11 protein-coding genes are annotated in these 12,864 nt (G+C 68.3%); 7 read left to right on the top strand and 4 right to left on the bottom strand.

Features of this window, described 5'->3' with window-relative positions; all coding sequences use genetic code 11:
• The first annotated feature begins 191 nt into the window (after positions 1–191).
• Both ACTIEW_RS05650 and ACTIEW_RS05645 read left to right on the top strand, forming a co-directional pair.
• Entirely contained in the window at positions 192–1,025 is an 834-nt protein-coding gene (locus tag ACTIEW_RS05650; protein ID WP_439476931.1) for a TerC family protein, read from the top strand.
• Positions 1,026–1,353: 328 nt separating this feature from the next.
• Positions 1,354–1,584: a type II toxin-antitoxin system HicB family antitoxin gene (locus ACTIEW_RS05645; protein ID WP_439476930.1), complete on the top strand. Its 231-nt coding sequence runs from the start codon at positions 1,354–1,356 to the stop codon at positions 1,582–1,584.
• Here the strand turns inward: ACTIEW_RS05645 and metG are convergent.
• Positions 1,581–3,287 carry a methionine--tRNA ligase gene (metG, locus tag ACTIEW_RS05640; RefSeq protein WP_439476929.1) on the bottom strand — a complete coding sequence of 569 codons (1,707 nt, stop codon included), beginning with the start codon at positions 3,285–3,287 and terminating at the stop codon, positions 1,581–1,583. The two genes, ACTIEW_RS05645 and metG, sit on opposite strands and share 4 nt — an antisense overlap.
• 102 nt (positions 3,288–3,389) lie before the next feature.
• Complete coding sequence (locus ACTIEW_RS05635; protein WP_439476928.1) at positions 3,390–4,736, bottom strand: MATE family efflux transporter; 1,347 nt, start codon at positions 4,734–4,736, stop codon at positions 3,390–3,392.
• 256 nt (positions 4,737–4,992) lie between these two features.
• Between ACTIEW_RS05635 and ACTIEW_RS05630 the strand changes: the two genes are divergently transcribed.
• Positions 4,993–6,600, top strand: a complete 1,608-nt coding sequence (locus ACTIEW_RS05630; protein ID WP_439476927.1) for a carboxyl transferase domain-containing protein — start codon at positions 4,993–4,995, stop codon at positions 6,598–6,600.
• Here ACTIEW_RS05630 and ACTIEW_RS05625 read toward each other — a convergent pair.
• Positions 6,590–6,913, bottom strand: coding sequence for a hypothetical protein (locus ACTIEW_RS05625; RefSeq protein ID WP_439476926.1), 324 nt, complete (start codon positions 6,911–6,913; stop codon positions 6,590–6,592). The genes ACTIEW_RS05630 and ACTIEW_RS05625 overlap by 11 nt on opposite strands.
• A gap of 152 nt (positions 6,914–7,065) precedes the next feature.
• On the opposite strand from ACTIEW_RS05625, the gene ACTIEW_RS05620 reads away from it, so the two are divergent.
• On the top strand, positions 7,066–7,965 hold the full coding sequence (locus ACTIEW_RS05620; RefSeq protein WP_439476925.1) for an enoyl-CoA hydratase-related protein: 900 nt from the start codon (positions 7,066–7,068) through the stop codon (positions 7,963–7,965).
• A 97-nt stretch (positions 7,966–8,062) separates the two neighbouring features.
• A complete protein-coding gene (locus ACTIEW_RS05615; protein WP_439476924.1) occupies positions 8,063–10,099 on the top strand; it encodes an acetyl/propionyl/methylcrotonyl-CoA carboxylase subunit alpha in 2,037 nt (678 codons plus the stop codon).
• Positions 10,100–10,106: 7 nt separating this feature from the next.
• Here the strand turns inward: ACTIEW_RS05615 and ACTIEW_RS05610 are convergent, their stop codons facing one another.
• On the bottom strand, positions 10,107–10,400 hold the full coding sequence (locus ACTIEW_RS05610; protein WP_439476923.1) for a putative quinol monooxygenase: 294 nt from the start codon (positions 10,398–10,400) through the stop codon (positions 10,107–10,109).
• Positions 10,401–10,469: 69 nt separating this feature from the next.
• On the opposite strand from ACTIEW_RS05610, the gene ACTIEW_RS05605 reads away from it, so the two are divergent.
• Positions 10,470–10,868, top strand: a complete 399-nt coding sequence (locus ACTIEW_RS05605) for a DUF1489 family protein (protein WP_439476922.1) — start codon at positions 10,470–10,472, stop codon at positions 10,866–10,868.
• 96 nt (positions 10,869–10,964) lie between these two features.
• Positions 10,965–12,815 (top strand): patatin-like phospholipase family protein, encoded by a 1,851-nt coding sequence (locus tag ACTIEW_RS05600; RefSeq protein WP_439476921.1) that lies wholly within the window; start codon positions 10,965–10,967, stop codon positions 12,813–12,815.
• The last annotated feature ends 49 nt before the right edge of the window (positions 12,816–12,864 follow it).

Raw genomic sequence — 12,864 nt, 5'->3', positions numbered from 1 at the left:
TCTCCTCCCCGTCGCATAGCGATGGGGAGGGGGACCGCGCGAAGCGTTGTGGAGGGGCTCTTGCCGCCCCGCGACCTCGTCTGCTTCAACAACCCCTCCGTCTCGTCGGCTGCGCCGCCGATCCACCTCCCCGTCGCATAGCGATGGGGAGGAGACTTGGCGCGTCCCGCCTGCCCCGCTAGAGAGCCGCCATGGAATTCCTTTCGTCTCCCGAACTCGCCAGCCAGCTCTCCGCGCTGGGCCAGGTGCTGATGATCGATCTGGTGCTGGCCGGCGACAACGCCGTCGCCGTCGGCCTCGCCGCCGCCGCCCTCGCGCCGGAGCAACGCAAGAAGGCCATCCTGATCGGTCTCGCCGCCGCCGTCGTCCTGCGCATCGGCTTCGCCCTGATCACCGTCCAGCTGCTGGCCATCATCGGCCTGTTGTTGGCCGGCGGCATCCTGCTGCTGTGGGTCTGCTGGAAGATGTGGCGCGAACTGCAGGAGCAGCGCACCCATGACCAGGCCGAGGCCGAGGCCGAGCTTGAGACCGCGATGTCCGCCCACCACGGCGGCGGCCCGCCGCCCGAAGCGCTGGGCCTCAAGCGCAAGACCTTCGCCGCGGCCCTGATCCAGATCATGATCGCCGACGTGACCATGTCGCTGGACAATGTGCTGGCGGTGGCCGGCGCGGCGCATGAGCACCCCTGGATCATGGTCTTCGGCCTGATCCTGTCCATCGCCCTGATGGGCGTGGCCGCGACCTTCATCGCCAAACTGCTGACCAAACATCGCTGGATCGGCTACGTCGGCCTGGTCATCGTTCTATACGTGGCCTTGCACATGGTGTGGGACGGCTATCGTGCGTCCGTGGTGCGCACATTGAATGTCGGCAAGCACAATGACGCCGTCCCATCGCTAATCGACATCGCACCGCAGGAGGTTGCGAAATTCTGCAAGGCCGAGACGGGCGAGAAGCTCCAGGTCTGCCTCAGACAGCCCCTGTCCGCCGCGCCGGAGCCGCCGGCGAGAACAGTCGTCCCTTGAGGTCCACGCCAACCAAAGGAGAAATCTCTTTTTGGTTGTGTGCGCTTGATAGTTGAGACACTCTTCGCGGGACAAGAGCTTTGGCCCGCGTTCGAATGAGCAAATGTCTGGAAGCCATGCGGGCCAATCCACGAGCGGGTTGGCGGATCCTGGATGTCGAACAGGTGTGCCGACAACACGGTATCCTGTGCGAACCCTCACGCGGCGGGAGTTCACACTACAAGGTCGCCCATCCTTCGATCCGTCGTAAGCTGTCGATCCCGTTCGCGCGTCCGATCAAGCCAGTGTATATTCGCGACCTTGTCAGGTTCATCGACGAGTTGAACGCATGAACGCCGCGCCAATCGACTACCCTGTGATCGTTCAGCCCCTCTCCGAGGAGGACGGCGGCGGCTATGCAGCGATTGTCCCTGACCTGCCCGGTTGCATGAGCGACGGTGAGACGCCCGAGGAGGCCATCATCAACGTCCGGGACGCTATTGTCGCCTGGATGGAAGCCGCAGCCGATGTTGGACACCCCGTTCCACCACCTTCGCTGGAACTCAAGCTCGCGTCCTAGACGCCCGCCCCGCCGAAGCGTTCCGACCACTCCGCCACCTGACCGTCCTCGATCTTGGTGAACAGCACCCCGGCCGCCGCCACCGTCTGGCCGCGCGGCAGGGTATCCAGCAGAGGCTCATCCGCCCTGGGCCAGCTGAGGTCCGTCGCCCCGACCGCCGCCGCGATCTTCACCGCCGAATCCGGCATCACCGGCGCCGCCAGACGTGCGAACAGCGCGACCAGGTTCAGGCCGGTGCGCACGCCGACGGCGGCGCGATCCACATCAGTCTTGAAGGCGGTCCACGGCGCCGCCTCCTGCAGATACTCATTGCCCAGCACCCAGACGGCGCGCAGGGCCACGGCCGCCTTGCGGAACTCCATGGCTTCGAACTGGGCCGTCGCCTCGGCGATGCCGGCGCGCTGGTCGGCCTCCAGCTTCGCCTCAAGCGGACCGGGTTCGCCCGCGTCCGGCACGACGCCGTCGAATTTCGACTCGGCGAACTTGACGATGCGGTTGACGAAATTGCCCAGCACGTCGGCCAGGTCCTTGTTGGTCGTCGACTGAAACTGCTCCCAGGTGAAGGCCGCGTCCGAATGCTCGGGCCCGTAGGCCGTCAGGTGCCAGCGCCAGTAGTCGGCGGGCAGCAGCTCCAGCGCCTGATCCATGAACACGCCGCGCTTCTGGCTGGTCGAGAACTTCCCGCCGTACCAGTTCAGCCAGTTGAAGGCCTTCAGCGTATCGACCGTCTTCCATGGTTCGCCCGAGCCGAGGATGGTGGCCGGGAAGCTGACGGTGTGGAAGGCGACATTGTCCTTGCCCATGAACTGGACATAGCGGACGTCGTCCGCCCCCTCGTCCGTGCGCCACCAGTTGCGCCAGGTGGTCCCGGTCGCATCAGCCCATTCCTCGGTCGCCCCGATGTATTCGATCGGAGCGTCGAACCAGACATAGAAGACCTTGCCCTCCATACCCGGACGCGGTCCGCCGTCGGGACCGACCACGGGCACGCCCCATTTCAGGTCGCGGGTGATGCCGCGGTCGATCAGGCCTTCGTCGAGATGCTTCAGGGCGATGGAGCGCGCCAACATCTGCCAGTCCGTCTTCGATCCGATCCAGGCGCGGATGCGGTCTGCCAGCTTCGTCTGCAGCAAATACAGGTGCCGCGTGTCGCGAACCTCGAGATTCCGCGAGCCCGACACCGCCGAATACGGGTCGATCAGATCGGTCGGATCCAGCAACCGGCCGCAGTTGTCGCACTGGTCGCCGCGCGCACCGACGTGGCCGCAGTGCGGGCAGGTGCCCTCGACATAGCGGTCGGGCAGGAAGCGGGCGTCATCGACGGAATAGATCATCCGGTCGACCCGCTCCTCGATCAGGCCGTTCTTCTCCAGCACGTCGGCGAAATGCTGGGTCAGCCGGTGGTTGGGCGCATTCGATGAGCGGCCGAACCAGTCGTAGCTCAGGCCGAACGCCTGACCCGCCAACTTCTGGACCTCATGCTGTTCGTCGCAATAGGCGCGCACATCCTGACCGGCGGCGCCGGCGGCCAGTTCGGCCGGGGTTCCATGCTCGTCGGTGGCGCAGATGTAGAGGACCTCGTGGCCCTGGGCGCGCTTGAACCGCGCATAGACATCCGCCGGCAGCATCGAGCCCGCCAGATTCCCCAGATGCTTGATGCCGTTGATGTACGGCAGCGCCGAGGTGATGAGGATGCGGGCCATGGATTCCGGGAAGGGACTAGGGATGAGGGACTAGGGATGACGGTTAGTGGCGAGTACGAGGCCATATCGCAACCCCGCCCCTCATCCCTGGTCCCTCATCCCTCATCCCTGCGGCGCCAGCCGCCGCGCCACTCGCACGAACCGCCCCGTCAGCAGCACCGACGACACCAGGCTGGCGACGATCACCGCCCAGACCAGACCGTTGACGCCGATCCCATGCGCCCACCACCAGCCCAGCGGCATCATGATCAGGCTGTAGGAGGCGAAATGCATGATCGTCGGCCACCAGACGTCGCCCGCCGCGCGGTTGGCCGAGGCCGAGACCACCTGGATGCCGTCGGCGACGAAGAACAGGGTCGTCAGGACGAGAGCCGGGGTCACGACGGCCAGCAGAGCCGGATCGCGGTTGTAGGCGCTGGCGATCAGCGGCGCTCCGGGCCACACCACCAGCGCGACCGCCAGCGTCAGGGCCGTGACCACGCCGATCCCGACCAGACCGGCGCGCAGCACGCCGCGTCCGTCGCGCGCGCCATGGGCCCGCCCCACCAGCACCGCCGTGGCCGAGGCCAGACCCATCGGGATCATGAAGACCATGGCCGAGACGTTGAGCACGATCGCCCAGGCCGAGGTCTCGATCGCCCCCAGCCGGCCGGCGATGAAGGTCATGGCCGCGAAGGCCCCGACCTCGATGAAATAGCTCGATCCCGCCCCATAGCCGATCTTGCGCTGCTCGCGCTCGGCGGGCCGGTCGGGCTTCGGACGGTTGAAGATCCCCAGCGCCCGCGCTTCGGGCAGGCGCACGATGTAGACGATCAGGAAGACGGCCAGCGAGGTCCGGGCCACGAAGGTCGCCCAGGCCGAGGCGACGGCTCCGTCCATGCCTATCCCCAGCAGGTCGGGCACCAGCAGCAGGTTGAGCGCCAGATTGACCCCATTGGCGATCCACATGGCCCACATGCCCGCGCGCGGCCGGTGCAGGGCCTCGAGAAAGAACTGCGCCGCGACGCTGACCAGATAGCCGGGCATCGACAGGGCGAAGACGACCAGCACCGGCGAGGCGCCGTCCGCCAGTCCGGCAGCCAATCCCATATGCTGCAGCGCCCAGGGGCCGATCAGGATCAGGCCGAACATCGAGGCGAGGCCCAGCTGGAGCGAATAGGACACGCCGCGCCGCAGCACCGCCCCGACCTCGTCCCGCCGACCTTCGCCGAGGAAGCGGGCCGTCATCACCTGCACCCCCATCATCAGGCCGACGGCGGTGGTGACCACGATGGCGGTCGGCGCCAGTGCGAGCGAGCTGTAGGCCAGCTCAAGTCCCGACCAGTTGCCGACCACGATCACATCGGTCAGCCCCATGGTCATGATGCCGATGCGCGCCAGCACCACCGGCCACGCGAGGTGCAGCAGGTCTTTCAGGGTGGCGCGGGTCTGGACGTTGAAGCCGATCATGGGAGGGGGGAAGGGCCATGGAGGCGCGACGGCGTCAACCTCGGTTCTCTCCGGCCTGACATAAGTTTGCCTTGCTATCGTCATTCCGGCGAAGGCCGGAACCCAGCGGCGCCGAGGGCGACCTGTTCGGGCAGGGTGTCCGCGACAGTTTCGCGCTCGCGCGCGCCGCTGGGTTCCGGGCCTTCGCTACGCTTCGCCCGGAATGACGATAGCTTTTGGTATGGAGCGTTCGGCTGAACCGCCCTAAACCAGCCCCATGCCCAAGCTGACGTCCGCCATCGACCCGAACAGCCCCGCCTTCAAGGCGCTGGACGCCCACAACCGGGCCCTTCGTGACGAGCTCCACGCCAGGGTCGCCCGGGCGGCCCGCGGCGGGTCGGACGCCAGCCGCGACCGCCATGTCTCGCGCGGCAAGCTGCTGCCCCGCGACCGGGTCGAACGGCTTCTGGACCCCGGCTCGCCCTTCCTCGAGATCGGCCAGCTGGCGGCCAACGGCATGTACGGCGACGCGAAGGACCCCGACGGCGCCCCGGGCGCCGGGATGATCTGCGGCATCGGGCGGGTCTCGGGCCGCGAGGTGATGATCGTCGCCAACGACCCGACGGTGAAGGGCGGCGCCTATTTCCCGATGACGGTGAAGAAGCACCTGCGGGCGCAGGAGATCGCCGAGCAGAACCGCCTGCCCTGCGTCTATCTGGTCGATTCCGGCGGGGCCAACCTGCCCCACCAGGCCGAGGTCTTCCCCGACCGCGACCATTTCGGCCGCATCTTCTTCAACCAGGCGCGGATGTCGGCCAAGGCCATCCCGCAGATCGCCTGCGTCATGGGATCGTGCACCGCCGGCGGCGCCTATGTCCCGGCGATGTCGGACGAGAGCATCATCGTCCGCAACCAGGGCACCATCTTCCTGGCCGGCCCGCCGCTGGTGAAGGCCGCCACCGGCGAGGTCATCTCGGCCGAGGAGCTGGGCGGCTCGGAGACCCACGGTCGCAAGTCCGGTGTGGTCGACTATGTCGCCGAGAACGACGAACACGCGCTGGAGATCGTTCGCACCATCGTCGACAGCCTCAACACCTTGAAGACCGTTTCGCTGGACGTGCGCGAGCCCCGCGCCCCGGCCTTCGATGCCGAGGAACTGTACGGCCTCATCCCCGACGACGTCCGCGCGCCCTACGATGTGCGCGAGGTTATCGCGCGTCTGGTCGACGGCTCCGAGTTCGACGAGTTCAAGGCGCTGTTCGGCACGACCCTGGTCTGCGGCTTCGCCCGCATCTGGGGCTATCCGGTCGCCATCCTGGCCAACAACGGCGTGCTGTTCTCCGAGAGCGCGCTCAAGGGCGCCCACTTCATTGAACTGGCCTGCAAGCGCAAGATCCCGCTGGTCTTCCTGCAGAACATCTCGGGCTTCATGGTCGGCGGCAAATACGAGGCCGAGGGCATCGCCAAGAACGGCGCCAAACTGGTCACCGCCGTTTCCTCGGCCGAGGCGCCCAAATTCACCGTCCTGATCGGCGGCAGCTTCGGCGCCGGCAACTACGGCATGTGCGGCCGCGCCTTCGCGCCGCGCTTCCTGTTCACCTGGCCGAACAGCCGGATCAGCGTCATGGGCGGCGAACAGGCGGCCGCCGTCCTGGCCACCGTCCACCGCGACGCCGACAGCTGGACGCCCGAACAGGCCGAGGCCTTCAAGGCCCCCATCCGTCAGAAATACGAGGACGAGGGCAATCCGTACCACGCCACCGCCCGCCTCTGGGACGACGGCGTCATCGACCCGGTCCAGACTCGTGATGTGCTGGGGCTGGCGATCTCGGCCTCGCTGAACGCCCCGATCCCGGAGACGACGTTCGGCGTGTTCAGAATGTGATCGCCGGCCGCGCCGGCTCGTCCAGCGCCCAGCGGTAGGAGTCCGGGCCGAACGGCAGGTCGAACAGGTGCGGGGCCTCGCTGCCCGGTTCCGGATGAGCGTGCAGTTCGAAGGCCGACAGCAGGGCGCGACGGGTGCGTTCGGCGGCGGGACCGTGGACGCCCTTGCGGCGCAGGATGCGGCCGATGACCACCTCGCGATGCGCCGCGCCGCCCTGGGCCTGGAGTTGATCGCGGATCTCCGCCGCCAGCTTCATCTTCGCCTGCGTCAGCCTGGCCGGTTTGCGATTGCGGGGAGTGGATGGCTGCGACATGAGGTGGTCTCGTCCCTGGGACGGCTCCCATTAATCTTCTGTTCATCAAGACGAGCGGGGTCGCCCTGTCAAGATAACCCCGGTCTGCCAACCCGACACGCTGCCATTTACCTGGGGATGCGTTACAGACAGGCAGCCGCGAAGGACCGACCATGAACAAGCCCACCGAAGCCGACCTGAACGCCCTCGACATCACCCCGGGCGAAGCCGCCGAGATCAACGCCATCGCCCATCCGCTGCTGGCCGACCCGGCTCCCGACGCCAATGACGACCTGGTGCGGATCGACTCCACCGCCGACGGCGTGGTCTTCGTCACCATCAACCGGCCCGAAAAGCGCAACGCCTTCGACGCGCCGACCATCGCCGCCCTGTATGAGGCCTTCGAGACCCTGCAGGGCGCCGACCATGTGCGGGTGGTGTTCATCCGCGGCGCCGGCGGGACCTTCAGCGCGGGCGCCGATCTGGGCTGGATGGCCGACGCCGTCCGATGGTCTGAAAGCGACAACCGCGACGACGCCATGGGCCTGGCGAAGATGCTCAAGGCCCTGCACGACGTCCCGGCCCTGACCGTGGCCATCGTCGAGGGCGCGGCCATGGGCGGCGGGGCCGGCATCGTCGCGGCCTGCGACATGGCCGTGGCGGTCAAGGGCGCGAAATTCGCCTTCTCCGAGGTCAAGCTGGGCCTGATCCCCGCGACCATCGCCCCCTATGTCGTCGAGGCCGTCGGCGTCCGCACCGCCCGGGCCCTGTTCATGACCGCAGATCTGTTCGACGCCGACGCGGCCAGGGGCTTTGGCCTGATCGGCCATGTGCTGGACAGCGCGGACGACATCGACGGCTTCATCAAGAGTTTCGCCGACAGCATGAAGGCCTGCGCGCCCGGAGCCGTCGGCGACGCCAAACGGCTGGTGCACCAGGTCGCCGGCCATCGCATCGACCATTCCCTGATGGAGGAGACGGCCAAGCGCATCGCCCGCGCCCGCGTCTCGCCAGAGGGCCAGGAGGGGGTTCGGGCCTTCCTCGACAAGCGCAAGCCCCGCTGGGCGGAATAGGGGCGAAGGTCGAGGGAAGAGGGGCAAGGGAGGTCGGCGGAGTCACCGCTCAAACTCGCCCCTCGCCTCTCGCCACTCAGCCCTCTAGAAAAGCCCCATGTTCAAATCCGTACTGGTCGCCAATCGTGGCGAGATCGCCTGTCGCGTCTTCCGGACTGCCCGCAGCATGCGCATCCGGACCATCGCCGTCTATTCCGAAGCCGACGCAAAGGCCCTGCACGTCCGCGAAGCCGATGAGGCGGTGTTGATCGGCCCTGCCCCCGCCCGTGAATCCTATCTGGACGGTGCGAAGGTGCTGGCGGCCGCGAAGGCCACCGGCGCCGAGGCCATCCATCCCGGCTACGGCTTCCTGTCCGAGAACGCCGACTTCGCCGAGGCGGTCATGGCCGCCGGTCTGGTCTGGATCGGCCCGCCGCCCGCCGCTATCCGCGCCATGGGGCTGAAGGACGCCGCCAAGACACTGATGATCGAGGCCGGCGTACCCGTGACGCCCGGCTATCAGGGCGAGGACCAGTCCGTCGAAACCCTGACCGCCGAGGCCGCCCGCATCGGTTATCCGGTGCTGATCAAGGCCGTCGCCGGCGGCGGCGGCAAGGGTATGAAGCGCGTCGACCGGCCGGAGGACTTCGCCGCCGGCCTCGCCAGCGCCCAGCGCGAGGGCCAATCGTCGTTCGGCGATCCGCGGGTGTTGATCGAGACTTACATTACCCGCCCGCGCCACATCGAGGTGCAGGTGTTCGGGGACACGCACGGCAACGTCGTCCACCTGTACGAGCGCGACTGCTCGCTGCAGCGGCGGCACCAGAAGGTGATCGAGGAGGCCCCCGCCCCCGGCATGGACGCCGCCACCCGTAAGGCCGTCACCGATGCGGCGATCCGGGCCGCGAAGGCCGTGAACTACGAGGGCGCCGGCACCATCGAATTCATCGCCGACGCCTCCGACGGGCTCAAGGCCGACCGCATCTGGTTCATGGAGATGAACACCCGGCTGCAGGTTGAACACCCGGTCACCGAGGCGGTCACCGACGTCGACCTCGTCGAATGGCAGTTCCGCGTCGCCGCCGGCGAGCCCCTGCCGCTCGAGCAGGACGAGATCGAGCTCAGCGGCTGGGCCATGGAGGCGCGGCTGTATGCGGAGGACCCGGCCAACGGCTTCCTGCCGAGCACCGGCCGGCTCGAGCGGTTCGAACTGCCGGTCTTCGTCCGGGTGGACGCCGGGGTCGAGCACGGCGGCGAGGTCAGCCAGTTCTACGACCCGATGATCGCCAAGCTGATCATCCATCGCGACACGCGCGAAGAGGCCGCGGCAGACCTCGCCGCGGCCTGCGCCGAGGTCGAGGTCTGGCCGGTACGCACCAACGCCGGCTTCCTGACCCGCTGCCTGCGCCATCCGCGCTTCATCCAGGGCGATGTGGATACCGCCCTGATCGAGGCGGAAGGCGACGCCCTCACGCGCGGAGAGACGCCTGCCTTCGCCGACGCGGCGGCGCTGGCGGCTCTGCTCCTCCGCCGCCACAGCCGGGAAAGCCTCCAGGCCATGCCCCAACCGGATCCCATGAGTCCGTGGCGCCCCAATCCCTACGACGAGCCGCCCGCTGGCTCGTTCGGCTTCCGGCTCAACGCGCCGGCCGAGGCGTTGCTCGCCGTCCATCAAGATGGCCGGCGCATCGTCGGACGGGCCGCATCGGCGGGCGCCGACGCCGGCGGCGATCCCGTGTGGCGGATTACGGACCAGTCGGGAACCTGGGACTTCGCGGCGCGCGGCGGCGTCTATGCCCAGTCCTTGACCCACGACGGGCGTCGCATCGGCGTTTCGGGTCGGGAGGATATCCTGGCCTTGCACCTGGAAGGCGACACGCTCGTCTACAGCGCCAGCAGCCCCCGCGGCGCCACGGCAGGCTCCGCCTCCGACGGCTCTCTCCGCGCGCCCATGCCCGGCAAGATCGTCGCCACCCCCGCCAAGCCCGGCGCCCCGGTGGCCAAAGGCCAGCCCGTCGTCGTGCTCGAGGCGATGAAGATGGAACACGCCCTCGTCGCCCCGTTCGATGGCGTGGTCGGAGCGATCAACGTTTCGGTCGGAGATCAGGTATCGGCGGACGCGGTGCTGGCCACGGTTACGGCTGGCGCGGCATAACCCCCGTTCAGCGGAACCCCACCCCGCCCACCGGCGTCGTCACCCGCGCGTCCTCGAAGGTCGCGATCAGCGGCAGGCCGCGGGCGATGGCGGCCTTGACCTCCGGAACCTGCAGCGAAGCGCGGTGCGCCGCCTCGTCAGTCCAGACCTCGGTGACCCAGATCGTGTCCGCGTCCGCCGGATCGTGGGCGACCACATAGCTGAGGCAGCCGGGCGCCCGTCCGAAGCTCTCCAGCAGGATCGCGGTCAGAGCGTCGCGTTGGCCCGGCGTGGCCGTCATCTTGCCGATCAGTCCGTACATGGCGACAAACTACGCCGCCCCCGCCGGGAAGTCTCCCGCTCGCTGAGCGGATGATGCTAAGCCCCGCCCATGTCCCTCCACATGATCAAGCTGTGCGTCGGCGTCGCCAGGGTGGAAACGCTGGAACGCCGCGCGGCCAAGGGCGAATGGCTGACCGTCCATACCCGGATGACGCCCAGGCGGGCGGCGGAGCTGGAGGACGGCGGCTCGCTGTACTGGGTGATGAAGGGCTCGGTGACCTGCCGGATGCCGATCCTCGACATCGCCACCAAGGGCGAGGGCAAGGCCTCAATGTGCCACATCAAGCTGTCCCCCGACGTCGTCCGCACCGCCCCCCAGGCCCGACGGCCATTCCAGGGATGGCGCTATCTGGAGCCGAAGGACGCGCCGCCGGACCTGTCGACGCTGGACGCGGGCGAGGTGCCGGAGGATCTGGCGAAGCGGCTGCGCGAGATGGGGGCCTGGTAGGGGGCCAGGTTCTAGGGATTAGGGATTAGGGAGGGATACTGCGACGGTAGCGCGTTTCGATTCCCTAGCCCCTAGAACCTGGCCCCAGAACCTCCCATGCCCGCTCCCCGTTCCGACCGGCTGGAAGACGCCCTGCACCGCATCTTCGAAGGCGAGAAGACGACGCGCGCCAGCTGGTTCGCCCTGACCGGAGGCGAGACCCTGTTCGCCGAGGGTGACGCCGCCGACACCCTGTATCTGCTGCGCAGCGGCCGTCTGGGCGTGTTCCGCCGCGATCACGGCGAGGATCGCCCGCCGCAGTTCGTCGGCGTCATCCGGCCCGGAGAACCGGCCGGTGAAATGGCCATGCTGGCCGGCACCGAACACACCGCCGACGTGGTCGCCCTGCGCGACTGCGAGGTCCTGGCCCTGCCCCGCGACGCCTTCTTCGAGGCGGCCCGGACCGAGCCGGACCTGATGGTCGAACTGTCCCGGCTGATGATCCAACGCGCCCGCGACCGGCGCTCGGGCGGCGGCGAGCCCAGTGTTTTCGGCTTCATTTCGGCCCGGCCACGCCCGATCCGCGCCCTCGTCGAGCGCATCGCCGCGGCGATCGAGGCTGACGGCTTCACCTGCCAGGTCATCGACAACTCCGCCCTGGCCTCGGCCGCCGAATGGTTCAGCCGGGTCGAGGACGCCCACGACTTCGTCCTCTATGTCGCGGAGATGGAAGAGCCCGCATGGGCCGCCCTGTGCGCGCGCCAGGTGGACCGGGTCTTCGTGGTCGGCAACGGCGTGATGGCTCCGCCGAACCGGCCCATGCCGCACGCCGGGGTGCTGGACGCCCAGCACCGCACCGACCTTATCCTGCTGCGCGATCCGCGCATGACCCGGCCGGCCAATACGGCGGTCTGGCTGGATGCCATCCAGCCCGGCCGCTGGTTCCAGGCGGTCGAGGGCGAGAAGGCCGACGCCGACCGGATGGCGCGGGTCATCACCGGATCGGCCGTCGGGGTGGTCATGTCCGGCGGGGGGGCGCGAGCCTATTCCCACATCGGCGTGCTCAGGGCCCTGCATGAGGCCAGGGTGCCGATCGACTTCGTTGGCGGCTCCTCCATGGGCGCGGTGATCGCCGCCGGCCCGGCCATGGGCTGGTCGCAGGAAGAGTTGGAAGCCCGCATCCACAAATCCTTTGTCGAGAGCGATCCGCTTTCGGACCTGACCTTCCCGATGTTGGCCATGACGCGGGCGCACAAGGTCGATTGCCTGCTGCTGGAGGCCTATGGCGAGACCGACCTGGCTGACCTGGTCCGGCCCTTCTTCGCGGTCTCGACCAATCTGACCAGCGGCAAGATCGAGGTGCACCGGCGCGGCCTGATGCGCCGGGCGATGCGCGCATCCATCGCCATTCCGGGCCTGCTGCCGCCCATCGTCATCGACGGCCAGGTGCTGGTCGACGGCGCGGTGTTGAAAAACCTGCCGACCGAGGTAATGCGCCAGATGCACAGTGGCCCGATCATCGGTATCGACATGTCCGAGGCCCGCGGCGTTGACCCCGCCCTGATCGAGCATCCGCCGTCGATCTGGCGGCTGATCGTGACCGGGGCCTGGCGGCGCGGGCCGCCCATCGTCTCGATCCTGATGCGCTCGGCCACCCTGACCACGGATGCGGACATCGAGAGTTCGCGCGCCGCCACCGACGTGCTGATCCAGCCGACGCCCGACGGGCTGGACATCCGCGACTGGAAGGGGTTCGACGCCGGAGTCGCCGCTGGCTATCTCGCCGCTGCAGAGGCCCTGGCGAAGCTGGACGGTCCGGTCACCGGCCTGCGGCGGCGGCGTTCGGTCAGCAACGTCGCGCTACCAGGAAAAGCCGCGGGAACGGCAGCAGGGTCACGCCGTCCGGACGTGGTGGAAACGCTACGCAAAGCCGCGCGCCGAGGGCGGAAAGAAAATCCGCGCGCATAGCCGGACCCTCCAGCGCCGCAAGGAAGGGGCGAAGCGCCGTCCCCTTCAT

Origin of the sequence: Brevundimonas sp. (genome assembly GCF_051860745.1) — a bacterium.
Lineage (GTDB): Bacteria > Pseudomonadota > Alphaproteobacteria > Caulobacterales > Caulobacteraceae > Brevundimonas.
Note: the sequence above shows the minus strand (reverse complement) of the source record. Positions and strands in the feature narration are given on the sequence as shown.